The organism is Marinoscillum luteum, assembly GCF_044005705.1.
GTDB classification, from domain to species: Bacteria; Bacteroidota; Bacteroidia; order Cytophagales; family Cyclobacteriaceae; genus Marinoscillum; species Marinoscillum luteum.
In genome coordinates, this window is the sequence record NZ_JBIPKE010000014.1 from 77,700 (window position 1) to 103,405 (window position 25,706).

At 47.2% G+C, this 25,706-nt stretch carries 22 protein-coding genes; 13 read left to right on the forward strand and 9 right to left on the reverse strand.

Annotated features, from left to right (window positions below):
• Positions 1-62 precede the first annotated feature (62 nt).
• The 4 genes from ACHKAR_RS06355 to ACHKAR_RS06370 are packed head-to-tail and all read left to right on the forward strand — an operon-like array spanning position 63 to position 7,007.
• Positions 63-806: a hypothetical protein gene (locus ACHKAR_RS06355; protein WP_395416636.1), complete on the forward strand. Its 744-nt coding sequence runs from the start codon at positions 63-65 to the stop codon at positions 804-806.
• On the forward strand, positions 803-3,583 hold the full coding sequence (locus ACHKAR_RS06360; RefSeq protein ID WP_395416637.1) for a carboxypeptidase-like regulatory domain-containing protein: 2,781 nt from the start codon (positions 803-805) through the stop codon (positions 3,581-3,583). The genes ACHKAR_RS06355 and ACHKAR_RS06360 overlap by 4 nt, the downstream gene beginning before the upstream one ends.
• A 5-nt stretch (positions 3,584-3,588) precedes the next feature.
• Complete coding sequence (locus tag ACHKAR_RS06365) at positions 3,589-4,761, forward strand: DUF4249 domain-containing protein (RefSeq protein ID WP_395416638.1); 1,173 nt, start codon at positions 3,589-3,591, stop codon at positions 4,759-4,761.
• A gap of 2 nt (positions 4,762-4,763) precedes the next feature.
• Positions 4,764-7,007 (forward strand): hypothetical protein, encoded by a 2,244-nt coding sequence (locus tag ACHKAR_RS06370; RefSeq protein ID WP_395416639.1) that lies wholly within the window; start codon positions 4,764-4,766, stop codon positions 7,005-7,007.
• Here ACHKAR_RS06370 and ACHKAR_RS06375 read toward each other — a convergent pair.
• Positions 6,985-7,362, reverse strand: coding sequence for a hypothetical protein (locus ACHKAR_RS06375; protein ID WP_159584235.1), 378 nt, complete (start codon positions 7,360-7,362; stop codon positions 6,985-6,987). The two genes, ACHKAR_RS06370 and ACHKAR_RS06375, sit on opposite strands and share 23 nt — an antisense overlap.
• Entirely contained in the window at positions 7,362-7,943 is a 582-nt protein-coding gene (locus ACHKAR_RS06380; RefSeq protein WP_395416640.1) for a hypothetical protein, read from the reverse strand. Before ACHKAR_RS06380 ends, ACHKAR_RS06375 begins: the two co-directional genes overlap by 1 nt.
• Positions 7,944-8,009: 66 nt before the next feature.
• Between ACHKAR_RS06380 and rlmN the strand changes: the two genes are divergently transcribed.
• Entirely contained in the window at positions 8,010-9,053 is a 1,044-nt protein-coding gene (rlmN, locus tag ACHKAR_RS06385) for a 23S rRNA (adenine(2503)-C(2))-methyltransferase RlmN (RefSeq protein WP_255465505.1), read from the forward strand.
• Here the strand turns inward: rlmN and ACHKAR_RS06390 are convergent, their stop codons facing one another.
• The 7 genes from ACHKAR_RS06390 to ACHKAR_RS06420 all read right to left on the reverse strand — a co-directional run bounded on the left by ACHKAR_RS06390 (position 9,054) and on the right by ACHKAR_RS06420 (position 15,650).
• On the reverse strand, positions 9,054-9,752 hold the full coding sequence (locus ACHKAR_RS06390; RefSeq protein WP_395416641.1) for a DUF4190 domain-containing protein: 699 nt from the start codon (positions 9,750-9,752) through the stop codon (positions 9,054-9,056).
• 84 nt (positions 9,753-9,836) lie between these two features.
• Positions 9,837-11,213 carry an NAD(P)H-binding protein gene (locus ACHKAR_RS06395; RefSeq protein WP_395416642.1) on the reverse strand — a complete coding sequence of 459 codons (1,377 nt, stop codon included), beginning with the start codon at positions 11,211-11,213 and terminating at the stop codon, positions 9,837-9,839.
• A gap of 60 nt (positions 11,214-11,273) precedes the next feature.
• Positions 11,274-11,765 (reverse strand): hypothetical protein, encoded by a 492-nt coding sequence (locus tag ACHKAR_RS06400; RefSeq protein ID WP_159584225.1) that lies wholly within the window; start codon positions 11,763-11,765, stop codon positions 11,274-11,276.
• A 4-nt stretch (positions 11,766-11,769) separates the two neighbouring features.
• Complete coding sequence (locus ACHKAR_RS06405) at positions 11,770-12,681, reverse strand: rhomboid family intramembrane serine protease (protein WP_395416643.1); 912 nt, start codon at positions 12,679-12,681, stop codon at positions 11,770-11,772.
• Positions 12,682-13,476, reverse strand: a complete 795-nt coding sequence (locus ACHKAR_RS06410) for a rhomboid family intramembrane serine protease (protein WP_159584223.1) — start codon at positions 13,474-13,476, stop codon at positions 12,682-12,684.
• Positions 13,473-15,305 carry a DNA mismatch repair endonuclease MutL gene (mutL, locus tag ACHKAR_RS06415; protein WP_159584221.1) on the reverse strand — a complete coding sequence of 611 codons (1,833 nt, stop codon included), beginning with the start codon at positions 15,303-15,305 and terminating at the stop codon, positions 13,473-13,475. The genes ACHKAR_RS06410 and mutL overlap by 4 nt, the downstream gene beginning before the upstream one ends.
• A complete protein-coding gene (locus tag ACHKAR_RS06420; RefSeq protein WP_159584219.1) occupies positions 15,306-15,650 on the reverse strand; it encodes a bromodomain-containing protein in 345 nt (114 codons plus the stop codon). It abuts the gene before it with no gap.
• Between the two features lie 151 nt (positions 15,651-15,801).
• Here ACHKAR_RS06420 and ACHKAR_RS06425 point away from each other — a divergent pair, with 151 nt between their 5' ends.
• The 8 genes from ACHKAR_RS06425 to ACHKAR_RS06460 all read left to right on the forward strand — a co-directional run bounded on the left by ACHKAR_RS06425 (position 15,802) and on the right by ACHKAR_RS06460 (position 25,686).
• The gene (locus ACHKAR_RS06425) at positions 15,802-18,183 is read left to right on the forward strand and encodes a serine hydrolase domain-containing protein (RefSeq protein WP_395416644.1); all 2,382 of its coding nucleotides are present in this window, start codon (positions 15,802-15,804) and stop codon (positions 18,181-18,183) included.
• Between the two features lie 39 nt (positions 18,184-18,222).
• On the forward strand, positions 18,223-19,371 hold the full coding sequence (gene bshA, locus ACHKAR_RS06430) for an N-acetyl-alpha-D-glucosaminyl L-malate synthase BshA (RefSeq protein WP_159584215.1): 1,149 nt from the start codon (positions 18,223-18,225) through the stop codon (positions 19,369-19,371).
• A 116-nt stretch (positions 19,372-19,487) separates the two neighbouring features.
• The gene (locus ACHKAR_RS06435; protein WP_395416645.1) at positions 19,488-20,042 is read left to right on the forward strand and encodes a sterol desaturase family protein; all 555 of its coding nucleotides are present in this window, start codon (positions 19,488-19,490) and stop codon (positions 20,040-20,042) included.
• A gap of 301 nt (positions 20,043-20,343) precedes the next feature.
• Entirely contained in the window at positions 20,344-21,441 is a 1,098-nt protein-coding gene (locus ACHKAR_RS06440; protein ID WP_395416646.1) for a vWA domain-containing protein, read from the forward strand.
• A gap of 10 nt (positions 21,442-21,451) precedes the next feature.
• A complete protein-coding gene (locus tag ACHKAR_RS06445; protein ID WP_395416647.1) occupies positions 21,452-22,969 on the forward strand; it encodes a magnesium chelatase in 1,518 nt (505 codons plus the stop codon).
• A 9-nt stretch (positions 22,970-22,978) separates the two neighbouring features.
• A complete protein-coding gene (locus tag ACHKAR_RS06450) occupies positions 22,979-23,623 on the forward strand; it encodes an AlbA family DNA-binding domain-containing protein (protein ID WP_159584207.1) in 645 nt (214 codons plus the stop codon).
• A 95-nt stretch (positions 23,624-23,718) separates the two neighbouring features.
• Positions 23,719-25,056, forward strand: coding sequence for a PhoH family protein (locus ACHKAR_RS06455; RefSeq protein WP_395416648.1), 1,338 nt, complete (start codon positions 23,719-23,721; stop codon positions 25,054-25,056).
• 3 nt (positions 25,057-25,059) lie between these two features.
• Entirely contained in the window at positions 25,060-25,686 is a 627-nt protein-coding gene (locus ACHKAR_RS06460; protein ID WP_395416649.1) for an MOSC domain-containing protein, read from the forward strand.
• Positions 25,687-25,706 lie beyond the last annotated feature (20 nt).

Here is a 25,706-nt window from a genome sequence, read left to right on the forward strand (position 1 = left end):
GATACAGGAAATGGATACCAAAAAACCACCAAAATCAATATTTCCCCAATATCATTGCGGATATGAGAAATACCTCATGCATAAAATTTGGAATTATTTCCATTTTACTGCTCCTGACCAACCTTCCTTCAACAGCCCAATATTCAATCGACGGCCTTGATCTGAACCAAAATATCTATGCCTGGCATGACAAAGCTTTGGGAGTAGACAAAACCGGTATTTTGCTTGGTGAATATCAGGAAATTCAACGTCAGTCCAGAGAAACGAGCCAGTTTTTTGACGACAGTCAGTGGATCGCCAACCGATTGAAATACCGTGGTGAGATATATGAAGGCATCTATCTGAGCTATGACATTGAATCCGACCTGCTGCTGATTCGCCACCCTACTAACTATAACTATCATTCCCAGGCTATCAAGTTGATCCAGCAGGACGTGGAGTGGTTTGAGTACTCCGGTCATACGTTTCGTTACATTCATGAACCGGTCCTTCATTTTGGCGAAGGCTTTTTCGATGAGATGTACATGGGCGAGCATCTGCAGCTTTTTGCCAAACGCATTAAAATCACTGAGACCGATCGGGTCATCAGCTACGTGACTGCAGACAAATTCATCATCCAATACCTGGGGGAATATTACAGACTCAGGTCGAAACTGACAGTGATAAAATTGCTCAAGCCTTACAAAAAAGAAATAAGACAATTCATCAAAGCCAACCAGATCAAAGCAAAGCCGGAATACGAATCGGATATGATTCAACTTATTTCCTTTTGCAACCAACTACTTAATGCACCCACCAACCAATGAAGTTTAGCACCATCCTGACTGGCATAATGTTCACCATGGCTTCATGGCAGGCGCTCTCCCAAGCCACAGGGCCGGTTGTCACCGGTGATTATTCAGACCGGCCATTGCAGGAAGTTTTTGAGGATGTAGAGCAGCAAAGCGGTTTGCAGTTCTTCTATCATCAGCCATGGGTGGACTCCGTGAAAGTCACGGCCGTCTTTCGCCAGACACCCATCAGCACTGCGCTTGCCACCATGTTGGAGGGCTCCACACTCAGTTTTCACCAGATCGACGGGCGAATCATTATTACCAACAATGCGGTGGTCATTAATCAACCTACCATCCTTCAGTCTTTCAGTCAGTCGTCCGAAGTTTCTGGTGGCATCGCCAAAGGACTCGTTTTCGCCCGCGAATATCAGGATCAGACCGATGACCAGTCTGATCTGGAAAACTACGTGTTTGAGATCGGCAATCGAAATAGCATGAAAACAAATGGCTCCTCTACCATCGCAGGGTATGTAAAGAGCGCAGAAAATGGTGAGCCCGTGGTGGGTGCCCTTGTGTACCTCCCCGAACCCTTCACTGCTACCTCCTCGGATGAGAGTGGTTTTTACTCCCTCACTTTGCCCAACGGTAAACACAAGATCATGATACAATACGTGGGAATGAAAACCACCCAACGCAATGTGGTGCTGTTCTCCAGCGGAAAACTCAACATAGACATGGATGTAGACGTGATTGCTCTGCAAGAGGTGACCATTGAGTCTGACAGGGACATCAATGTAAAAAGTGTGCAGATGGGCGTCAATAAAATCAATATTGAAGAAGTAAAGACCGTGCCCATCGTACTTGGGGAAAATGATATTTTGAAAATTGCCACCACCAAAGCCGGCGTGCAAACAGTGGGCGAGGGGGCCTCGGGATTTAATGTGCGCGGAGGCAAGGCTGATCAAAACCTCATCCTCATCAACGATGCGCCTGTTTACAATGCCTCACACTTCTTTGGTTTTTTCTCAGTTTTCAATTCGGATGCCATAGAAAACATGGAGCTCTACAAAAGTGGAATTCCCTCCAAATTCGGCGGTCGCCTGTCTTCAGTGTTCGACATACAGGCCAAGTCGGCCAGCAAAACAGAATTCAAAGGTCAGGGTGGCATCAGCCCCATCACCTCCAAGATGACGCTGGAGATCCCGCTGATCAAAGACAAAACAAGCCTGCTACTGGGAGGCCGCACCACCTACTCCAATTGGGTATTATCCAAAGTAAAAAGTGCCGGATTCAATGAGAACCGCGTGTCCTTTTATGACCTCATTACCCAGGTGGATCATCAAATAGACGATAAAAATGACCTGAGAATCTCGGCTTATGTGAGTCATGACAAGTTCAGGCTTTCTTCGGATACCCTGTTTTCTTTTTCCAACTTCTCCTTTGATAACATCAATGGGTCTGCCCGCTGGACCCATAAGTTTACCAATAACCTGGAGGGTGCATTTTCGGCTATTTATTCAGATTATCACTACGACCTGCAGTATGACGAGTCGGCTCCCAATGCCTTCACCCAGAACTTTGGCATCAATGAAGCCACGGCCAAAGCAGATTTTGATTATTACATGGAGGAAAACCGCAAAATCACCTTTGGGGCATCTGTGAAAAGGTATGATGTAAACCCCGGACAAAAAATTCCCCTTGGTCAGGAGTCACTCATTCAGGGTCAGGAGGTAGCTCGTGAAAGGGGAATAGAAAGTGCGATTCATCTGGCCAGCGAAATAGAAATTAATGACTTCTCCATTTACGGGGGTATCCGGTATGTGATGTTTAATGCCGTGGGGCCCCAAAAGGTATATACTTATGAGTCCGGCCTGCCCAAAAACAGCGATACCGAAATAGACTCTGCGCAATATGGCCCCGGCGAAATCATCAAGACCTATCATGGGCCAGAGTGGCGTTTCTCCGGAAGATACACCCTCAACAATGTGAGCTCTCTCAAACTGAGTCTGAGCCGCACCCGGCAATACATTCATAGCTTGTCCAACTCAGCCTCACTATCGCCCACAGACACCTGGAGGCTTTCCAGTGAGCACATAGCACCACAGACCGCCGATCAGGTGGCACTGGGTTACTATCGAAACATGTTTAGAAACCGAGTGGAAATTTCCATAGAAGGTTACTACAGGCTGCTACAAAATCTGGTAGACTTCAAGACGGGCTCTACTTATTTACTCAATCAAAAAATAGAACGGGAAGTGCTGCAGGGACCTGGAAAATCGTATGGCATTGAGTTTTCCCTTACCAAATCGGGCCGACTCAATGGCTGGCTCAACTATGCCTATGCCCGAACTTTCATCAAACTCGATGGGAACTTTCAGGAAGAGATCGTCAATGATGGAAAATTCTTTCCAACCGGATATGACAAGCCGCACACCATCAATCTGGTGGCTAATTACAAGCTCACGCGAAGGTTTAGTTTCTCACTAAACACCACCTACAACACCGGTAGGCCGGTCACATTTCCCGTGGCAGCCTTTGACTTCAAAGGGTCACAAAACATTCACTTCTCAGACAGAAATGCTTTCAGAATTCCTGACTATTTCAGAATAGACCTGGGGATCAACCTGGAAGGAAACCACAAAATTCAAAAACTATCACACTCCTTCTGGTCATTATCCATCTACAACCTTACCGGACGAGACAATCCCTTTTCGGTATTCTTTGATGTGAAAAACGGACAAATACAGGGCTCACAGCTCATTGTCTTTGGAAACCCCATCCCAACACTCTCATATAATTTTAAGTTTTGAGCCGAATGAAAAAACAATACCTCATATTGCTGTTGACCCTTGGCTCTGTGGTGGCGTGCGTAAAACCCTATGACTTTGATCCACTCTCCTATGAGAAGGTGCTGGTGATAGACGGTGCAGTGACCAACGAACCAGGTCCCTATGAAGTCAGCATTACCTATACTTTTCCATTGGAGGAGACCTCTGCAGAGACAGTGGCTGACGCCCAGGTGTGGGTAATGGATGGCGCCGGACTCAGAACAGACTTCAGCCCGTCAGAGTCGGGAGTGTACACTTCACCTCCTGCATTTCGTGGGGTGGTGGGCAATCGCTATAGTCTCTTTGTGGAGATGCCCGATGGCTCCCTCTATACCTCCGATGAGCAGTTGCTCAAGGCTTCGCCTGAGATAGACAGTATTTATGGAAAATATGCCCAACTGCCCAATGACGCTGACGAGCAGAATGTGGGAGGCATTCAGTTTTTCATAGACTCCCATGATGATACCGGAGAAACCAGGCATTATCGATATGAATGGGAAGAAGCTTATAAAATACAGGTACCATACCCGGCTCATTATGAGGTGGTGGTTTCGGATACCGATACGGTCATCGTGCCTCTGGATACCCCAAAGGGGATTTGCTACCAGGAGTATTATTCCAACTCGCTTATTTATGGTACCTCGGTTGGCTCCAGTGAAAATCGCATGGCTGAGTTTCCGGTGCGCTTCGTCAGCGAAAAACTCCCCCATCTACGCACCCGCTATGCGCTCCTGGTCAAGCAATACGCCATTTCGGAATCAGCCTATCTATTCTATAAGCGGCTGAGGGAAAACAATGAATCCGGCGGTTCGCTTTTTGACAAACAAACCGGATCCATCTTCGGAAATATTCATGCTGTAGACAATGCCGAGGAGTCCGTTCTGGGATATTTTGAGGTATCGGGAGTTTCCAGCAAACGGAGGTTTTTCTACAACCGTGACCTGGATGAGCGGTTGAGGGCGGGCCATTTCCCCTATAGCTGCCTCTACACCGAGCGCATTTCCACAGTACCAGACAGTGCCTATTATTACCTTCAGTTATACGACGGTAACATTTACGCCCTTTACACATTTCCCCCTTCAGTAGATATTTACTCCAGGGGCTGTACAGATTGTTCATTCTACGCCGAGGTGATCCCTCCCGACTATTGGGTAAACTAGTAATGATAAAAAAGATCCTTTCCATAGCAGCCATCATACTCATCATCTTCACGGTCACAGGTCAACACCTCGACGTTCGGGAGGAGGTTTACTTACAAACCAACAGTGCCTTTATACTTACCGGAGAAACACTGTACTTCTCGGCCTTTGTCCGCAGTGCCGATACCGGCCAGCCTTCCCCGCTTAGCAGTATCCTATATGTAGAGCTGATAGGATCCGACGGAAAACCTGTATTTCAAAAGAAAATTCATTTGACCAAAGGACGGGGAAACGGTACTTTCTTCCTTTCCTCGTTAGTGTCTTCAGGGCGATATCAGCTGCTGGCCTATACCCGGTGGATGAAAAATTTTCAGGATTATTTTCAGACACCCATTACGGTGATCAATCCCTTCGAGGAATATCCTCAACCAGCGCAAAATGAGGAATTGTCCGTTTCCTTTTACCCTGAAGGTGGCGTGATAGTCGCCGGACACGAAAATGACCTGGTGATGAAAATTGATCAAGGCAACCCAGCAGGCATCGGTGGACGGGTTGTCAGCGCATCCGGCGAAAAGATCGCCGATATCCCTGCCTCCCAAATGGGGTTGAGCCGCTTTACCATCCCAGTGAAAGAGGGCGAGTCCCATCAGGCCATATTAGAGGATCAGGCGGGTAATTTTCATTTTTTTGACCTGCCAAAAGTGACTTCCGATGGAGCGACCATCCAGATAAGGGACGCTGGCCATAGCTATGGCATCACGCCTATAGGGCCCTCCAGCCCAGGCATCTTAACCCTCTCCATATATGATGGCCAAAACGCCGTTTTCCAACAACCTGCAGAAATGAATGCACGCATTTCACTGCCCAAAACCAAACTCATGGCAGGTACCTATCTGGTCACGTTGACCAGTGGTACAGGTGATCAATTGGCCTCACGGCTCCTATGGCATCCGGGTAGCTTGCGTGAGCAAAGGAGTGAGGGTATGGCCGCTTACCATACCCGATCCCCAGTGACCATTCCGCTCGAGTTTGACCATGGGGCGGATGTATCCGTCTCAGTAAGAAGAATGGAAATAGGCCATCAGCCCACCTCTGCCATCCATCAGGCCCTGTTTGGCAGAATCAACAAGTCCTGGAATCTTTCTGTTCAGGAAACTTCCGACTGGAAAACGATGGACAATAGCCTCATGGCGAGCGAATGGAAAGGGCCGAAAACCGAAATGCCGAAAACCGTAAAATGGTTACCTGAACTCCGTGGTGAGTTGATAGAGGGAGCACTGAATTATGAAGCGCCATCGGAAGACAAACCACCTTTCGTGGCACTGAGCATCAGTGGAGATGATTATCAGCTGCAAACCGCCCAGGTAGATGAGCACGGTCACTTTCAGCTTTTGATCAATCCTGCAGAGGGGCCCCGCGAGGCATACATCAGTGTACTGGGCTCTACCAATGAGGTTTCCTTTCAGCTGGAAGGCCAGTTTCTCCAGATTTATCCTCCTTTCGATTATTCTTTACCCTATTTAGATTCCTCACAGGTCTCCGCTTTGGTTGAGCGCAGTGTGAGAAACCAGATTGAAAATGCCTACTATGAACTGAAAAAAGACAGCATTGTCCCACAGACTTACTGGAATCCTCAGTTTGACTATGACATAAGCTATGTACTGGATGATTACAACAGGTTTCCGGAGCTCCACGAGCACTTTATAGAGTTCATCCCTGAGGTGATGGCCAGAAAAAACAAAACACGATCAAAGATCAAAGTGCTTACTAAATATGTAACACCGGGTTCATTAGATCCACTTCTGCTCATAGATGGAGTGCCCACCACGGCGGAAGAAATACTGGACTTCAGCCCTTACAAAATTGAAAGCATTGGGATTATCAACAATAGAGTATTTGTGGGGCCACTCGTGGCAGATGGCATCGTTTCTTTTCACACTTTCGAAAGAAACCTCCATGGCTACAAGCCCGGGCCCAATAGTTTGAATATTCAATACAAAGGGCTCGATCCGGTTCAGGAATTCAGCTTCCCGTCTTACGAAGATGCCGACCAGCGACTGGCCAGAATCCCGGACTACAGGCAGCAGTTATTCTGGAACCCCTCACTTACTGTTGGTGAAAATGGAACAAAAGAACTTGAATTTTATACCGGTGACACTGCCGGCACTTTTGAGGTCTCTATTGATGGCTATGACAAAAATGGATCACCAATCAGTATCAGGCGATATTTCAAGGTGCAATCCACTAATCCGCCAGCTTCAAATTGAGGGAGAGATTTTCCGCATAGTCACAGTCACAATCGTCCGAACCAATGGTCATTTTCTTGCCATCCACTGCCACGATCTGACGGATACCTTTCGAGTAAGTCACTGTGGCTGAGTAATATTTACCTGCCTGCAGATCATAGTAAACGGGCGACTCTGTCACCCACTCAGAGAAAAGGGTGTCTTGTTTTTCGATTTTTCCTTCGAAGATGGTCAGTAACACTTCCGGGTTTTCCTCATTGATGGTGAATCTTACTTTCAACTCCCCGAAAAAAGGTCCTGGATCGCAGGCGCAATCATCGCAATGAATGCACATTGCCACCAAAACAAATACCGGGATCAATAGCAGCTTTCTCATTAGTTTCTGGTTATGAATCCTCCAAATGAAAGAAAAACCCTATGCCTATCCACCTTGCTGGTTTTGGTATCAAAATAGGAATACCCCAACTTCAGAAATGCAGAGTCTCCCACTTTTCTGAAAAGCCCAAATCTGGGAATAGCCACCCAACCATTTGGTGGCTTCCTTTCGGTACCACCGTACACTCCCCAGGTATACACCCCATTGAGCTGGGCAAAAGCGCCCAGGTCCGCTACTTCGAAATGCTGAACGTACTCAGCGCCCAGCCCAAGGAAATAACGCTCTTCAGGATATTGATAAAACACATTATTTCCGCGGTATTCCAGAGTCTTTTTTCTGAATGGGCGAGCGTCAAAAGTGGTGAAGAGGTTTAGGTTTCTGGACTTGTTCATAATACCTACCTCCAGCCCCAATGCCGCATCTTCCATGTTCAGGTCACTCCTCAATCCCAGATAAAAAGCTGGTTTCAGACCAAATACCTCGTCATAGCGGTCTTCCACCACCACCTCCTGGGCAGCAGCAGTCAGGAACCAAAAGCCAATGAATGTGTTAATGATCAGGCGCACAGCGTGTGAGGTCAAATGTTAGTGAATTTAACAACAAACACAATCTATGCCAAAGCTAATTTCTTATCGTAACTTTGCATGATGGAGAAGAAGGATATCAGAAAGATGAGCCTGCAACAGATCAAAGACTACTTTGCTTCTGTGGATGAAAAAGCATTCAGGGCTGTACAGGTCTGGGAGTGGCTCTGGCAGAAGTCTGCGCGATCTTTTGAGGAAATGACGAATCTCTCCAAAGGGCTTCGCGAAAAGCTGGAAAGTGAATTTGTTCTTCGGCCTATCAGCATTGCCACTTCGCAAAAGTCAAACGATGGCACCATCAAATCGGCATTCAAACTCTATGACAATGAGTTGATAGAAGGGGTGCTGATCCCCGCAGATGACCGCATGACCGCCTGCGTATCCTCACAGGTGGGTTGCTCGCTGAGCTGCAAATTTTGTGCGACTGGCTATATGGATCGCAAAAGAAACCTGGACCCGGGAGAGATCTATGATCAGGTAGTGGCCATCGACGCGCAGGCTAAGAAAGATTTTAATCTCCCCCTTTCCAATATCGTTTTTATGGGAATGGGCGAACCCCTCCTCAACTATGCCAATGTGCTCGAAGGGATCAACCGAATCACTGCTGAGGATGGGCTGAACATGTCACCCAAACGCATCACGGTCTCTACGGCGGGAATTGCCAAGATGATCAAAAAGTTGGCCGACGATGAGGTACGATTCAACCTGGCCCTGTCATTGCACGCAGCAGATGACAAGAAAAGGAACCAGATCATGCCGATCAACGAAAGTAATACCCTGGAAGCATTGCGGGAGGCGCTGATGTATTTCTACCAAAAAACTCAAAACAAAATTACGTTTGAGTACATCCTGTTTTACAACTTCAATGATACCCTGGAGGATGCAGAAAACCTACTGAAATTTGCCCGTCAGATTCCTTCTAAAATCAACATCATCGAATACAACCCCATTTCGGAAGCCAACTTTAAGAATACTGAGGAGGACCGGTTGGAGAAGTTTGCCAACTACCTGAAGAAAAACAAAGTGACTGTAAACATCCGAAGGAGTCGTGGTAAAGATATAGACGCGGCATGCGGTCAGCTAGCCAATAAAAATAAAGCAGCATAATTACCATCCTCCTGAAAAGAGCAGTATGACCATGATCAAAACTGCCAGAATCAAGGCGAGCCAGGCCGAGCTGATGATCACCCCGGCAATGGCTAGCCCCTTGAAATCCTTATTAAATGCCTTCTTGTACCGCTTGAGCGAAATTATCCCTGTAACTAACCCCACGATAATCAGAGGAAATATGAACATCGGCAAAGCAATGGCCAGAATGGAAGCAATGGAGCTGGAAAAGGAGATAATGGCCAATGATTTGGCTTCATTGTAAACATCATCGAAGCGCGTGACGGAGGTATCCTGCGCTTGGCTCATCTGATCCAGCAAATCCGGTGGTATCACCTCGGCCACCCGTGCCTTTAGCTGCTCAATCCGTCGGGATTCAATCCCCGACAGCCTTCTCTCACCGCGTTTGCGCTCAGCCATCATTTCGAGGCCTCCCATCTCAGGCATCACGAACCCCACATTCTCATCTGAAAGGATGACCGGATCCGTTGCCATCTTGGCCAAAAAAGGGTACTCCTCCAGCAAGTCATCCGTGGATTCTAAAGCTTGCTGGTTGTCAGGAGCCACAAAATGCTTTTTGATTCTACTGTGACGAAAGTCTTTTTTCTTTTTTTGAGTCAGGTCAATACAGGCATACTGGGGGGAGACGCACTGACTCAGTGTAAACAGCAAAAGCAGCAATGAAAAAAATCGAGACATATGGCGTATGATTACTTCTAATAAATGTAATCATATCTTATGATATAAGATATACTTTTCCTGCCCATAAGAAATGTGAATTTTTCAAATCTCCGTCCGCTGCTGACGGGACAGAAACTTCCCAAATCTATTCATTACCCAGAGGTGCAGCAGCGCCTGTGAATTCACATAAAGATACCAGGGCAGACGCGGCACAAACTCATGAATGGCCGCAACAATGTATCGCCCCTCCAATACCGACCTGAACTCCAGCCAACCATAGCCTTCCTTGCCAGCCAATAGGCCGCCCACGATGTAAAAGACCTGACGTTCTTCATCACTCCGCTCCGTGGCATATCGCAACTTGAGGAGTACCATCCCGAAAAGTTGAAAGCTCACCAAATCCGCGTCTTCATTGACCTTGATCAGGTACCGAAAAGCATCCGGCAGCCATGTCAAATAAGCCTTCGCTACCCACTCTGCGCTTTTCCCACCCGGGTTGGACAGGCGCTGCACACTCCGCACCGTATTTTTAGCCCGAATTCCCGGTACGCTTTTAGGTAATTGAGGCACCTTATCCGCATTTTTCAAGGTAAATTCCACAGCCTCCTCAAACGTTTTATATTTCAAACCAAGGGCATTGATTAGCGGATGCTCCTCCACTGTCATTTTGTGTCGCAAACTCTCTATCAGTGGGGAAACAAACGTGGTACTGCTATCAGAGAACACCGCCACCCAGAGTTTGGAAAGCCCGAGTGAAAACACTGGCACGGATCTGATAAACCGGCGTTTTCCAAGCATTTTGGCCGTAGTCCGCAGCATCCCCATGTAGGTATTCTGCTCTGTAGTCCCGATCTCAATGGCCTCATCATAGGCCTTCGCATTTCCAAAACAGTAATCAATGACCTCCAACACATCTGCCAGAGCCACTGGCTGGGTCTCCGATTTTGTCCATTCAGGACAAAGCATCACAGGAAGCCTGGTCACCAGTTTTTCAATGATCTCAAATGAGGAGCCCCCTGGCCCCACTATAATGCCCGCCCTCAGCGCTGTGAGGGCAGCGCTCCGGCTACCAAGGGTAAGCTCTACTTCATATCTGCTTCTCAGGTGGGTAGACAGCTGACTCTCATCTTTGGGCAGAATACCTCCCATGAAAATAATTTGTTTCAGGCCCACAGTCTCCGCCGCCCGCGAAAAATTATCCGCCAACAGCAGATCAGTGTCCTCAAAGTGGCTTTGATTAAGTCTGGTAGACGGCTGCATTGAATGCACCAGATAGAGTGCATAATCAGCTCCTCTGATGGCCTCCGTAGTACTCCGAACAGAATAGAGATCTACTTTTTTCCACACCACCCCCTCCCCGGCTGGAGGCTCCATGTCATTTCTGCTCAGGGCTACGATGTTGTACTTATGTGCGTAGGATGCTATGAACCAGCGACCTATAAATCCTGTGGCTCCGGCAATGGCGATTGTAGGCTTCATCCCTGTCAAACCCTCAATCCGTAGAAGAGTTTAATTTTCACCCTTAAAACCGGCAATCAATTATTTCAAAGGAAAATATCCGCCAATGGAATAAATGAGCTGTGTCGGCGGTAAATCTGTACTTATTTGCTTGGCTCCTGGACCTTCTTCCAGCTGAAAACCTAACCCAATCTGGGCAGTAAACCACTTTTTGCCTCTAAATACATAGCTCGGCCCCAACAAACTCTGGGTGTAATATTCCTTAAACCCCTGATGCCAGTAAGTAAGTGACAAAAAAGATGACCGGATGCCTCCTTTTGGGTGATAGTTGATGGCGGCACCATACCCTATCAGACCGGCCCCTACCTGAAGGCCCAGCTTGTTCTCTATCAGAAACTCCAGATCGCCACCTATGAGCGACCCGCCACCTTGCAGGAGGCCCAGAGTGACCGTGCCGATATAATCTTTATCAGCTTCTCCATTGAGCATTTTCATCAGCTCCTCCTGAGTGATCTGACCGTAAGAAGCTACCCAAATCAGTAGCATAGAGGCGAAAAAGGCGAGAATTTTCACTGAATTACTTTTTACTAGCGTTAAAGAGTTTTTGTTTTTCCTCCTTGCTCAGGCTGTCATAGCCCGATTGGGAGATTTTGTCCAGAATGGCATCTATTTCTTCCTGCTCACTTTTACTTCCGGCGGCCGATTTTCTTGGTTTGGATTTAGCGGGCTCACCGCGATGGGTCACTTTGATTTTGGGCGATGCTACAAAAAAACTTTTCACCCACTCCATGAAACCGATGATCCAGGCACCAATATCTGTACCTGATCGCAGCTGGGAGATGTACAGCCACCCTATAAGTGCTCCACCCAGGTGAGCAATATTGCCCCCGGCATTGCCCCCGGTACTACCAAGGAAGGACACCACCACATAAAATGCGGCGATGTACTTGATCTTCACCGGGCCCAGAAAGAGCATGAAAAAAGTGTAATTAGGCATGAATACGGCTGCTGCTACTACTGTGGCGTATACCGCCGCTGAGGCCCCTACCATACCGCTTATAGATGCCACCTGCTCCTGATAGAAGGGAATGAGGTTGTATACCAGCAAATAAGCCACTCCGCCAGCCAACGCACCCAAAACGTAGATGGCAATGACTTTTTTGTTTCCCAAAAACTCGAGGATCAACTTACTGAACCAATAGAAAACCAGCATATTGAACAGGATATGCAAAATGCCTGTGAGACTATGGGCAAAAGCGTAGGTGATCAGCGTCCATGGTCGCGTGAGAAACTCCCCGAAAGAAGGGGGAATGGAAAATTGATTGTAAATGACACTGAACAAAGCATCCGCATTGGATAGTCTGCTGATCACCATCAATACCCCCAGAAATAAAAACACAATGACGTTGATAATGATCAACTGCGCCGGAGCGTTGTTGGGCTTGTTCCAGGCGTTCTTAAAATCGTCTAATATGCTGTTGTTCATCATTTAGTAAAACCTCCCATTGTCCTTTTGCCAAATCTTAAGTAGTATATATGCAATCAACATGCCTCCCAGGTGTGCCAGGTGTGCGACATTGTCACCGGACGTCCGACTAAATTCGGAATAAAGTTCATAGAGTCCATAAAAAAGGACCAGATATTTAGCCTTGATCGGGATCGGTGGAAAAAGCAGGAAAAGCTGCGTATTGGGAAACAACATGCCAAACGCCATCAAAATTCCAAATACCGCACCGGATGCACCCACCATAGGCACATTGGTGATGGATGAGAAAATATCTTTAACAATCTCGATGGCCTGCTGCTGATAGGCCACATTGTCTGCATTTTTATAATAATCATCCGAGAACTCCGCCAGCCTCGGCAGGTTGTAATGATAAGATTTGTGCTCTACTATGAACATGCTGAAAGCCTCTGGATTTGGGTTGTCCAGATACGCTTCGGTATCATTTTTCAAGCTGATGTTTTCCACATAATCAGCCGCCCCGTATAGCACACCGGCACCTATCCCACAGATCAGATAGAAAGTCAGAAAGCGCTTCGATCCCCATACCTGCTCCAGCATAGGTCCGAAGATGAATACCGCAAACATATTGCCCAAAATGTGGCCAAAGCCACCGTGTATCCACATGTAGGTGACAAACTGATACGGCACAAAATCATCAGCAAAAACCACCCGAAGGCCAAATATTTGTGATAAGGGGAGGGAAAGAATGGCTTGAATTAAAAAAATCCCGACATTGATGATCAGGATGTTTTTCACCATCGGTGTGATTCTCATCATGAGCTAAACCAGCTTTTAATTTTGTCTAAACTAATCAATTTATAAGTCGGATTACCATCAGGTGTATAGTTGGGCTGCTTACAGGCAAAAAGTTGATCAATCAGCTGTTCGGCCTCCTGATCTCCCAGATTTTTACACTTGATCGCCGCGGTTCTTTTGGCCAGCGACCGGCACAAGTTTTCCTTTTGGTTAATCCCCAGTTCTTTTTTATTGAATTTAAATTGTTCGAGCAGCTCCTCAAAAATCTCCTTCTCATTACAATTGGAAAGTTCTGCTGGTACGCCCTGAATAACGATCATATGCTGACCCATCTCCTCAAACTCAAATCCGAGCTTCTGAATTTCCGGCTTTATCTCCATAACGAGGGAATAATCAGATGGGTTTAAAGAAATCTGCTGCGGGAACAAGCTACTCTGCGAACCACTGGCATCACGGGTGAGCTTGGTCTGGTAGCGCTCAAAAAGGATGCGCTCAAAAGCCGCTCGCTCATCTATGATGGTCATACCCGACTTCACCTGCCTGATCAGGTACTTCCCGTGCAGGCGATAGGTCTTGCTGGGGATGAGCTCTCCCTGATCGGGGTGCTCGTGCATGCTGCTGGAAAACGTGACCGTTTCCTCAGGCATTTCCTTCTCCATTTGCTCAGAGGATATGATATCCTCTCGCTTCGCAAAATCATAAAGCGACTCCCAGTTTTTGGCTTTGTCCCTTTCTGAATCAATGTTTTTAAACTGTGCGTACTGATTGTCTTTGATACTCGACCCCCCTCCTGATCGCATGGCTGAGGAAGTAAACTGCTCGAAGTTTACATCGGTAGAAAAATCCAGCGAAGGAGTCACGTTGAACGAGCCCAGGGACTGACGCACTGCGGAGTTGATCACGCCATAGAGCATTCGATCATCATCAAACTTCACTTCGGTTTTGGTGGGGTGCACATTGATATCTACATGGAGTGGGTCCATCTCCACGAAAAGCACATAAAAAGGAAAATAATCCTCCTTCAGTAAGCCCTGAAACGCCGTGGACACAGCATGATTGAGGTAATTATTCCTGATATACCTTCCATTCACAAAGAAAAACTGCTCACCACGTGTTTTCTTGGCAAACTCCGGTTTGCCCACGTAGCCAGTGACCTTAACGTGCGGGGTTTCCTCGTCGCAGGGGATTAGTTGCTGCTGATAGTTTTTTCCGAACAGCTGGACGATGCGTTTGCTCAGTTTACCCGCTTCCAACTGATACATCTCCAGATCGTTGTTGGTCATGGACATGGCCACTTCCGGATTGGCAAGGGCCACCCGGTGAAATTCATCAGTAATGTGCCTGAGTTCTACGGGATTGGATTTCAAAAAATTCCTACGGGCCGGCACATTGTAAAATAGGTTTTTGACACTGATAGAAGTGCCATCTTTAGTCGCAAGGGGCTCCTGCTTTTTGATTTCGGAAGACTCCACCTGCAAAATGGTACCGAGCTCGTCTTCCCTTCTTTTGGTGCGCATCTCCACCTGAGCTACTGCAGCTATGGAAGCCAGCGCCTCTCCACGGAAACCCATGGTCCGAATCTTAAAAAGATCCTCGGCCGTCCTGATTTTGGAGGTGGCGTGCCGCTCAAAGCTCATCCGTGCATCGGTGACGCTCATGCCTTTGCCATCGTCTATCACCTGGATCAGCGTACGACCGGCATCCTTCACCACCAGCTTGATCTGCGTGCCGCCGGCATCTATGCTGTTTTCCAGAAGCTCTTTCACCACAGACGCAGGGCGCTGTACTACCTCTCCGGCAGCGATCTGGTTGGCAATACTATCGGGTAGTAAGTAAACAATATCCTCCATCTACTGGGCGCCTCGTGATGGTTTTTTGAATCTGAAGTATAGGTAAACGGGTACCGCAAGCCAAAGCACATAGAGGGCATCATTGCCAAAGTATAACCAGCCCATGACCAGGCAGCCGAGTATCGCCGCTATCAACATCTGCAAAAGCGATGTATTGGGCACTGCGTCTGTTTTCCGCTGAAAGCTAATCTTACCAGGGCTATAACTTTCTGAATGACCACCTTCCATTTCCCTCCGGATATATTCGGTACGTTCTTTGATCTGCTCTTTTACAGGGTCGTAATAGCGAGGTTCTATTTCGAAACGACGGGTCTTGGGCACTTTTATAAAAGAAGGGAATCTCATGTTGATTATCTTATGTTCTACCAAATAAACAAGCGATTGATCTCCTTGTTTTGGTATCCCGCCAAGGATATTCATTGCTTATTCGACTGGCTAGCTGATATTTTCGATCAGTAACACAGGTCTTTGTACAAAGTTAATTTAATTTGACACAATGCATTTTATTAAAAGCATATTGGTCACTCTTAGTTTCATGCTCTTTTGCGGAGCGCTCTATGCCTCAGGTTTTGTAGCCGAGAAAGCTGACAGCCTGTATCGGCACATGAGTACCACACAACGCCTCAATCAGCTCGTGCTGGTGAGCACCTCACAAGCTACCCTCCCCACGGTCTCGGGTGACTTTGGTGGCATCTACTTTTCTGAACCCCTTAAAACCTCACTTGGAAAAAGAAACCAACTCATTGTGGTGCAGCTCGACGAGCGACTGAATCCCTTCACGGAAGAATTGGTCAACCTTCCCGGGCTCTACACCCTGGCAGCACTCTCCCACGCCGACCTGCTGAACACCTACCTTTACCACCTGAAAGCCGCCAGCAAAAGCCGGGGTATCGACATGCTCATCCTCCCGGAGGTAAATCATCCTGGCACCACCGTGGACCTGGTTTTGCAGAAAATGAAAGCACATGATCCCGACTTCTTCCGGGATAAAAAAAGCCTCTCATTCACCTCTGCCAGAAAAAAGAAGGAGCTGATCCGGGTATTTGAAGAGAATGACTTCTGGGTGATCCCTGAAGCGGATACCCAAACCGCGAGCAGCCGACTGGAAAAGTACTCCGATAAAATAGCCTCCACCGTGTCTCTGGAAGACAAAATACGGCACAACATCCTCGCCAGACTCTTGAGCCCTGCTACGTCTCCCACAGACCAAATACCAAACCAACTGGCTGTGGCGATCAGCAAGGCCTCCATCATTCCACTGCAACGGGTGCCTGGAATATTCCCTATCCTGAGTGACACCATTTCCTTTGTGACCAACCAGCCCTATGGCCCTATGGCCAACATGCTCAGAAAATATGCTTATGTGAAGACCGCTTATGGGGAAATTCTAACCAGTCATTCACCCATTGTTTTGGATAACAACTCTTTCATACCACCAGGTATTTTGAGTGGAGACCGTGATATCATCTTTGTGGGAGAAATTGAGAACCTGCGGGATCATGCAGAGATGCTGGACGCGGCACTCGTTTACAGCCACCCTAGTGAAATTTACAGCTACGTCATCCCTCAGCAGCTCTTCGGTGCCTCGGACATTAGCGGCAGACTCCCTTATGCGGTTGAAAAGCTTTCGACCTTCAATAATGACGAGGTGGCAGGTAAAAAAATATTGGGCTATGCTCCGGCTGAAATGACCGGACTTGACAAGTCTGCGCTATTCAAAATAGAGCAGATAATGGCCGATGCCATCAGTAGTGGGAGCACCCCGGGTGGTCAGTTGGCCATTGCAGTAGATGGCGCTATTGTCCTGGATCAAGCCTATGGCTTCCTGACTTACGACAGCCTGATTCCCGCTGAAAAAACCACCCTGTATGACCTGGCTTCTGTCACTAAAGTAACGGGTACATTGCTAGGCATCATGAAACTTTATGAAGATGGGCGGCTGGATTTGGATGCCAGAATCGATGAATACCTCCCGGCGTATCAAAACTCCAATAAGGGACACATTACCGCACGGGCCCTGCTTGCTCACAATGCCGGCCTAAAACCTTACGTCCCTTTTTGGCAAAAAGTACGGTCGGCAGATATGCTGGAAACCTTTTTTTATGAGGATGAGGCGGCTTTGCTGGCCGATCGTCGCAGCTACCATACCCGCCCCAATACCATCGTTCAGGACACTTTGAAAAACTGGATCATCCAGTCTCCACTGATTCAGTATGACAGCATACCCTTCTATAGTTATAGCGATATCGGTTTCATGATCCTGCACCAGGTGGTGGAGCAGATTTCCGGGCAGCCACTTGATCAATATTTGTCTGAAACCTTCTATCAGCCCATGGGCCTTAGGAGACTTACTTTTAATCCATTGGATCATGGATTTCAGCGGTTCGAAATAGCCCCGACAGAGCACGATTATTATTTCAGAGAGGAGCTCGTTTGGGGCGAAGTACATGATCGAAATGCCGCGGTTTTTGGTGGTGTAGCAGGCCATGCTGGTCTTTTTGCTACGTCTCACGACCTGGTGGTGATTTTGCAAACACTCCTGCAGGGCGGCACTTATGGTGACCACCAATTTTTGCAAGCCTCCACCATACAATATTTCAATCAGTGTTTTTTCCCCAACAACCGCCGTGCACTAGGCTGGGACAAAAAGGATGACAAAGTGGGCAATGTATCAGCCTTCACTACCAGCGAGAGCTTTGGCCATACAGGATTCACCGGCACTATGGTCTGGGCAGACCCCCAATACAACCTTATTTTTGTGTTTCTATCTAACAGAATACACCCCAACTCTAATAATTACAAACTTATCCAGAAGAACATTCGTACAAAGATCCAGGATGTCGTGTATGAGGCATTAATGGCTAAATGGATAAAATAAGAACAAAAGGTTAAACCCCACGTTTACCTTTGCATAGTTATGAAAATAGGAATTGTCTGTTATCCCACCTACGGTGGGAGTGGTGTAGTGGCTACGGAATTGGGAAAGGCCCTGGCCAAAGAAGGTCACGAAATTCATTTTATCACCTATTCGCAGCCCACCCGGCTCGATTTCTTTAGTGAAAACCTCTATTATCATGAGGTCTCAGTGAAATCCTATCCTCTGTTTGACTACCCGCCGTATGAGTTGGCCCTGGCCAGTAAAATGGTGGATGTGGTGGAGCACGAAAAAATTGACATTCTCCATGTTCATTACGCCATCCCTCATGCGTCTGCGGCCTATATGGCCAAGCAGATTCTGAAAACCAAGGGTATCGTGATCCCGGTGATCACTACCCTACACGGCACAGACATTACATTGGTGGGCAAAGATGCCACCTACGAACCCGTGGTTACTTTTTCCATCAACCAGTCGGATGGCGTCACGGCTGTTTCTGAAGACCTGCGAAAAGATACTCTGGAGCACTTTGACATCACACGTGAGATAGCGGTCATCCCCAACTTCATAGACCTGGAGCGCTTCAAAAAGCAAAAAAAGGATCATTTCAAAAAGGCCATTTGCCCACTGGATGAAAAACTCATTGTTCATACCTCCAATTTCCGAAAGGTAAAAAGGGTACAGGACGTCATTGATGTTTTCAACAGGGTGCGCAAAGTCATCCCTTCCAAGCTGCTCATGGTTGGTGACGGTCCTGAGCGCCACACCATGGAAGAGCTCTGCAGAAGCATGTGCAACATAGACGATGTGCGCTTTCTGGGGAAACTGGAGGCCGTAGAAGAGGTGCTCTCCGTATCTGACCTCTTTCTTATGACTTCTGAAAAGGAGAGTTTCGGACTGGCTGCGCTGGAGGCTATGGCCTGTCAGGTTCCGGTCATTTCTACCAACGCCGGTGGGCTTCCCGAGCTCAACCTGCACGGTACTTCCGGTTTTGTCTGTGAGGTAGGAGATACCAAAACCATGGCCGAGCATGCCATACACATCCTGGATGATGCTAACCTCGGAAAATTTAAAGAAGGTGCGCTAAACCGAGCCAAGGATTTTGACGTAACTAATATTTTACCGCTATATGAGCGGTTTTATGTACAGACTATGGAAAACACTAAAAACAGTGTCTCAACACTCTTGTGAAATACTTTTCATTTATCATTTTAGAATTAACTTTGCAGCAAATCGGCTGATAAGGTATGGAACTTAAGAACAAACCTCATACAAAAGGGACCAAAGCGCTATTCAAAAATCCAGTTTTGGAAAGACTCACCAGAACGCACATTGCCATTCCATTGATTTTGTTTAGCACTATTTCTACTATTTTGATCGTCTACGGGATCAACCAGGGATACATCAATGCTGTGAATGCACCATTATTATTCGTGGCTGGACTGCTGGCGTTCACATTGATAGAATACATCATGCACAGGTTTTTATTTCACCTGCAGCCCAAAACGGACAAACAGGAGAAATTTGCCTATACCGTACATGGCGTTCACCATGACTACCCAAAAGATAAAGACAGGCTGGCCATGCCACCGCCATTGAGCATCGTGATCAGTGCACTTTTCTTTGGACTGTACTGGTTGATCATGGGCAACCTGGTATACGGGTTTCTTCCCGGATTTCTGATGGGATACGCCTCATACCTTTGGGTGCACTACATGGTACACGCCTTCAAACCACCAAAGAATTTTTTCAAGGTGCTTTGGGTACATCATGGCATTCACCATTACAAAGACCAACACAATGCCTTTGGGGTATCTTCTCCCCTCTGGGATGTGGTATTTGGCACAATGCCTAAAAAATAAGCCTTAAGAATTTTTGTTTTTGTTGTCCTTCATTCGCTTCGCCCTGCGTTTCTCCGGTGAAGCGGGTTCAAGGAAAATTTTGTAGAGACCGTCACGCAGCACTGTCATAATATCTACAAAAAGGCTGGCGAATATGGGTTTTCTTCCTGGCATATCGAACGGGTCTATCTCTTAAATTTAAGAGGATTTTTCTATTTCCGCTAATCATTTGGACCATCCTTAGAAAAATCTGAGGTATTCTTAAAAAAGTGGAAATCATTCTTGGTTTTTTTTAGTTTACTAAGACCAAAACCACATCCGTATGATTGGCCAACGATTTACCGAATACATCCCTGAGAAAAACCCCGAGCAAAGCACCTTTGACAACCTGCTCAATGTCTTTCTTCAGCTCATGGTGATCACCGCGGGAGACGTGGCTGAGGCCCTGAGCTGGCTTACCAACCTGGACAGACAGTACAATATCAGCAATGCAGAATACGGGATTGGGGACTTCATTGAAGACCTGAAAGCCAAGGGATACATTACTGATGACAATCAAAAAGGGGAATTCAAGCTCACCGCAAAGAGTGAGCAAACCATCCGGAAAAGTGCGTTGGAAGAAATTTTCGGAAAGCTCAGAAAATCTGGGAAAGGCGACCACCATACCAGGCATTCCGGACGTGGCGACGAGATCAGTTCAGACTTCAGAGAATTTCAGTTTGGCGACAGCCCGGAGCAAATTGAGCTCACGGAAAGTCTCAAAAACGCGCAGATCAACCATGGGTTTGGTGACTTCATGCTCACAGAAGGCGACCTGGAAGTGCGGGAGCGCGAATTCAAAACTCAAACCTCCACTGTGTTGATGATAGACATCAGCCATTCCATGATCTTATATGGAGAGGACCGCATTACACCTGCGAAGAAAGTGGCTATGGCTCTTGCGGAAATGATCACCAAAAAGTACCCCAAGGACACACTGGACATTATTGTGTTTGGCAATGACGCCTGGCAGATCGAAATCAAAGACCTTCCCTACCTGAATGTAGGCCCCTATCACACCAATACAGTGGCCGGACTGGAACTAGCCATGGACCTCCTGAGAAGGAGAAAAAATAAGAACAAACAGATCTTTATGATCACTGATGGCAAGCCCACGTGCCTGAAGGAAGGAATCAAATACTACAAAAACAGCTTCGGACTGGATCCAAAAATCCTGAACAAAACCCTTAATCTGGCGGCCCAATGTCGCCGGATCAATATTCCCATTACCACTTTTATGATTGCTTCTGATCCCTACCTCCAGCAATTTGTCCGGGAGTTTACGGAAGTAAACAGTGGCAATGCCTATTACAGCAGCCTTCAGGGATTGGGCCATCTGATTTTTGAAGACTACAAAAAAAACCGAAGGAAAAACCTTTAACAAACCGTTGATGAACTACACAGAGATACCAGCCAATAAACTCCTAAGCATAAAGACATTGGGAGCGCTGAAAAATACGGGGTACGAGCCACTCACCATTAAGGAGGAACTCAGAAAAAACCTCATAGCCAACTTTCAGAAAAAGCACAACGTGTTTGAAGGAATCTGGGGGTATGAAGACACAGTCATCCCTGACATAGAGCGGGCCATTCTTGCCAAGCATAACATCAACTTTCTGGGCCTCAGAGGGCAGGCCAAGACTCGCATCGCCAGAATGATGACCCTCCTCCTCGACGAATACATCCCTTGTGTAGCCGGCTCTGACCTCAATGATGACCCCATGAGGCCCATCTCTAAATTTGCCAAGGATGCAGTGGCTGAGTACGGTGATGATACGCCCATCCATTGGATGCACAGAAGTGACCGATATACCGAAAAGCTGGCCACACCCGATGTGACCATCGCTGACTTGATTGGCGATGTAGACCCCATCAAAGCCGCGAGTCTGAAACTGCCCTATTCGGATGAGCGAGTGATTCACTACGGACTCATCCCCCGATCACATCGAAGCATTTTTGTCATCAACGAGTTGCCCGATCTGCAGGCCAGGATACAGGTAGCCCTCTTCAACATCCTGCAGGAAGGCGACATTCAGATCAGGGGATTCAAACTCCGTCTACCCCTCGATGTGCAGTTTGTTTTCACGGCCAACCCCGAAGACTATACCAACAGGGGAAGTATTGTCACTCCGCTGAAAGACCGCATCGACAGCCAGATCATCACCCACTATCCGAAATCCCTCGAGATCGGGAAGAAAATCACCCAGCAGGAGGCCAGCATTGAAAAAAGCCAGTCGGAACAGATCGGGGTTTTCGATCTCATGAAAGACCTGATCGAGCAGGTGGCTTTTGAAGCCAGGGAAAGTGAGTACGTAGATGCCAAAAGCGGTGTTTCAGCCAGGCTGACCATCTCGGCTTACGAAAATCTGATCAGCGCCGCGGAGCGAAGACTTCTGGTCAATAATGAAAAGAAAACATTTGTTCGGGTTTCCGACCTCATCGGGGTGATTCCGGCCATTACCGGCAAAGTGGAACTGGTCTATGAAGGCGAACAGGAGGGCCCGGGAATCGTGGCGCAAAACCTTGTCGGAAAAGCCATTCGTAAGCAGTTTATCAACTATTTCCCTGATCCTGAAAGCAACAGAAAACAGAAAGAAGGGAAAAATCCGTATCAAAAAATTACTGACTGGTTTGGTGACGGCAACATGGTAGACGTGCTGCACGACTACTCCGCCACGGCCTATGAGCAAGAACTCATGCAAATCCCCGGTTTGGAGCAGCTGGTGAGTGATCAGCACGGTAAACAACCCAAAGAGTTTAAGCTCTTCCTGATGGAATTTGCCCTGCATGGACTGGCCGAGTACAGCCTGCTCAGCAAGCACAAACTAGAGCGCGGCATGCAGTTTAAGGACCTCCTGAGTAGTATGTTTTCTATGCCCGAAGGAGAAGATGAAGAGGAAGATTATTAGATTTCGGTTATGGAATTGCATGAGATCAAACGACTGATCTATGGCGGTGAAAGTGATCTGGTAGAGTTCAAACGTAAGATTGCCCACCCTGAAAAGGTCATCCGGGAGGTAGTGGCTTTCGCCAATACCAAGGGAGGACATTTGTTTGTAGGGGTGGACGATGACCGGTCCATCGTGGGGTGTAAATATGCAGAGGAGGAAGATTTTCTCCTCCAAAAAGCCATCAGAGAACTCTGCCGTCCGTCCATAGCTTTTGAAGTGCACACATTTCAGCTCACCGAGAAGCGTGGGCTACTGCATTACCACATTTTACCAGGCAAAAAGAAACCGTACTACGCTTTTGAAAAGAAGCAACATCGCTACGGGAAGGCCTTCGTACGCGTGGGTGACCGTTCCATACAGGCCAGCCCCGAGATCAGAAAGATTCTGAAATTCAACAATCAGCCACAAGACACCCATTTCGCCTATGGGCTGAACGAAAAGCTCCTTTTCAACTACCTCAATGAAAACGAAAAAGTCACCGTCAATCAATTTAGAGAACTCACCGGTCTGGACTACCCATCTGCCTCCCATACCATGGTGCAAATGGTGATCGCCAATGTACTCAAAATCATCCCCCGTGAGCAGGAAGACTGGTACATGGCGGTAGAATAATTTTTTGCAGATTTTTAGCTGTTTCTTAAAGTTATTATCTCCAAATTTTTAATATTACAAGACGCCCCCTTTTTCACTGCAAGCAACTTCTTACTATGGCTAAAACCACCATCAAAGACAAGAAAATATTCGTTCTGGATACTTCTGTGATCCTTTATGCTCATGATTCTATTCTCAATTTTGCAGAGCATGACGTGGGCATTCCTATCACGGTTTTAGAAGAACTGGATACCTTCAAGAAGGGGAATGACACTAAGAATTTTGAGGCCCGGGAGTTTACCAGACTACTGGATAAGCTCGCCGAGGGTAAAATGCTTCAAAACTGGAATCCACTCAATGGGAAGTCCAAGGGACAGTTTAAAGTACTCATGGAGATGAACAGTGAGGTGGACGCCCATAAGGTATTTGGCGAACGCAAAAATGATCACAGCATCCTCAATGCCGCCCTGACCCTGAAGCAAAACGAAAAGAAGCGACAGGTGATTCTGATCAGCAAAGACATCAACCTGAGGCTCAAGGCCAAATCGCTGGACCTGCCCGCGGAAGACTATGAAACCGGAAAGATCAAAAATGTAAGCACCCTCCATACGGGAAAATATGAAGTAGATGTGTCCTCGGACAGCATTGATCATCTTTTCAGGATGGGGTCTATAGATCGTAAAGAAGTACTGGGCAGGAAAAAAGGCATAGCCAACAGTTATTATATTCTGAAAAGTGAGAAAAACTCTGTGCTCTCTCACTACAATGCCGTAGAAAAGACCATCGATAAGGTGGATAAAATGCCTATCTACGGAGTGAAGCCACGCAATGCAGAACAGACCTTTGCGATACATGCCATGCTGAATCCGGACATCAAACTGGTGAGCATCAATGGAGTGGCCGGAACCGGAAAAACCCTCCTGGCACTGGCGTCTGCGCTCGAGCAGCGGCGAAATTTTAAGCAGATCTACCTTGCCCGCCCCATCGTGCCACTGAGCAATAAAGACATTGGATACTTGCCCGGCGACATCAAATCCAAACTCAACCCTTACATGGAGCCGCTTTGGGACAACCTGAAGTTTATCCAGAACCAGTTTAAGGAAAGTGATAAGGAATTTAGAAACATCACCGAGATGGTCAATCAGGAGAAACTTATGATTACCCCCCTGGCATATATCAGAGGTAGGAGTTTGTCCAATATTTTCTTCATCGTGGACGAGGCTCAGAACCTTACCCCACATGAGATCAAGACCATCATCACCAGAGCCGGCGAAAACACTAAGATCATCTTCACCGGGGATATTTATCAGATTGATACGCCCTACCTGGATTCTCAAAGTAACGGACTTTCATATCTGATTGATCGCATACAGGGGCACCCGATGTACGCCCACATCACGCTGGAAAAAGGCGAACGCTCAGAGCTGGCCAACATTGCCAACGAACTCTTATAGGACATGCAGGTGGTCTCAATCAATCTGGGAGAAAGGCAAACCGTCCGGTGGAAACGGAAAGAAGTGGAAACCGGAATCTTCAAGTATCCGGTAAATCATCACATCACGCTGGGATATGAAGATGTGGAAAACGACCATGTGGTGGACCGCAAGTATCATGGCGGCATAGATAAGGCATGTTATTTGTTCTCTGCCGATGTGTACCCTTTCTGGAAGTCAAGGTACCCCCAGTTATCCTGGGATTGGGGCATGTTCGGGGAGAATATTACTGTGATGGGTCTGGATGAATCCAAAATTCACATCGGATCAATCTACAGCATTGGCACAGCGATGGTGGAGGTTTCAGAGCCCCGGCAGCCCTGTTTCAAACTCGGGATTCGTTTCGGAACACAAAAAGTCCTCAAGGAATTTATTGATGCCGGCCACTCCGGTGTATACCTACGGGTGATCACACCTGGAAAAGTGAAAGTAGGGGATCAGATGTCCCTGATCGAAGAAGGCAGTGATATTTCTATCCTCGATATTTTTCAATTGTTTTATCACCAGCACAAAAACCCTGAGCTTGTGCACAAAGCCCTGGAGCTGAAAAAACTGGCAGCTGGTGCCCGGAGAAATTTACAAAAACTCTGACATAAAAAAGCCCTCCCGAT

Bases quoted from the DNA above. Each gene is read 5' to 3' on its own strand.
- ACHKAR_RS06355 (WP_395416636.1), top strand. From the start codon at position 63: ATGAGAAATACCTCATGCATAAAATTTGGAATTATTTCCATTTTACTG.
- ACHKAR_RS06360 (WP_395416637.1), top strand. From the start codon at position 803: ATGAAGTTTAGCACCATCCTGACTGGCATAATGTTCACCATGGCTTCA.
- ACHKAR_RS06365 (WP_395416638.1), top strand. From the start codon at position 3,589: ATGAAAAAACAATACCTCATATTGCTGTTGACCCTTGGCTCTGTGGTG.
- ACHKAR_RS06370 (WP_395416639.1), top strand. From the start codon at position 4,764: ATGATAAAAAAGATCCTTTCCATAGCAGCCATCATACTCATCATCTTC.
- ACHKAR_RS06375 (WP_159584235.1), bottom strand. From the start codon at position 7,362: ATGAGAAAGCTGCTATTGATCCCGGTATTTGTTTTGGTGGCAATGTGC.
- rlmN (WP_255465505.1), top strand. From the start codon at position 8,010: ATGGAGAAGAAGGATATCAGAAAGATGAGCCTGCAACAGATCAAAGAC.
- ACHKAR_RS06390 (WP_395416641.1), bottom strand. From the start codon at position 9,752: ATGTCTCGATTTTTTTCATTGCTGCTTTTGCTGTTTACACTGAGTCAG.
- ACHKAR_RS06395 (WP_395416642.1), bottom strand. From the start codon at position 11,213: ATGAAGCCTACAATCGCCATTGCCGGAGCCACAGGATTTATAGGTCGC.
- ACHKAR_RS06405 (WP_395416643.1), bottom strand. From the start codon at position 12,681: ATGATGAACAACAGCATATTAGACGATTTTAAGAACGCCTGGAACAAG.
- ACHKAR_RS06410 (WP_159584223.1), bottom strand. From the start codon at position 13,476: ATGATGAGAATCACACCGATGGTGAAAAACATCCTGATCATCAATGTC.
- mutL (WP_159584221.1), bottom strand. From the start codon at position 15,305: ATGGAGGATATTGTTTACTTACTACCCGATAGTATTGCCAACCAGATC.
- ACHKAR_RS06420 (WP_159584219.1), bottom strand. From the start codon at position 15,650: ATGAGATTCCCTTCTTTTATAAAAGTGCCCAAGACCCGTCGTTTCGAA.
- ACHKAR_RS06425 (WP_395416644.1), top strand. From the start codon at position 15,802: ATGCATTTTATTAAAAGCATATTGGTCACTCTTAGTTTCATGCTCTTT.
- bshA (WP_159584215.1), top strand. From the start codon at position 18,223: ATGAAAATAGGAATTGTCTGTTATCCCACCTACGGTGGGAGTGGTGTA.
- ACHKAR_RS06440 (WP_395416646.1), top strand. From the start codon at position 20,344: ATGATTGGCCAACGATTTACCGAATACATCCCTGAGAAAAACCCCGAG.
- ACHKAR_RS06445 (WP_395416647.1), top strand. From the start codon at position 21,452: ATGAACTACACAGAGATACCAGCCAATAAACTCCTAAGCATAAAGACA.
- ACHKAR_RS06450 (WP_159584207.1), top strand. From the start codon at position 22,979: ATGGAATTGCATGAGATCAAACGACTGATCTATGGCGGTGAAAGTGAT.
- ACHKAR_RS06455 (WP_395416648.1), top strand. From the start codon at position 23,719: ATGGCTAAAACCACCATCAAAGACAAGAAAATATTCGTTCTGGATACT.
- ACHKAR_RS06460 (WP_395416649.1), top strand. From the start codon at position 25,060: ATGCAGGTGGTCTCAATCAATCTGGGAGAAAGGCAAACCGTCCGGTGG.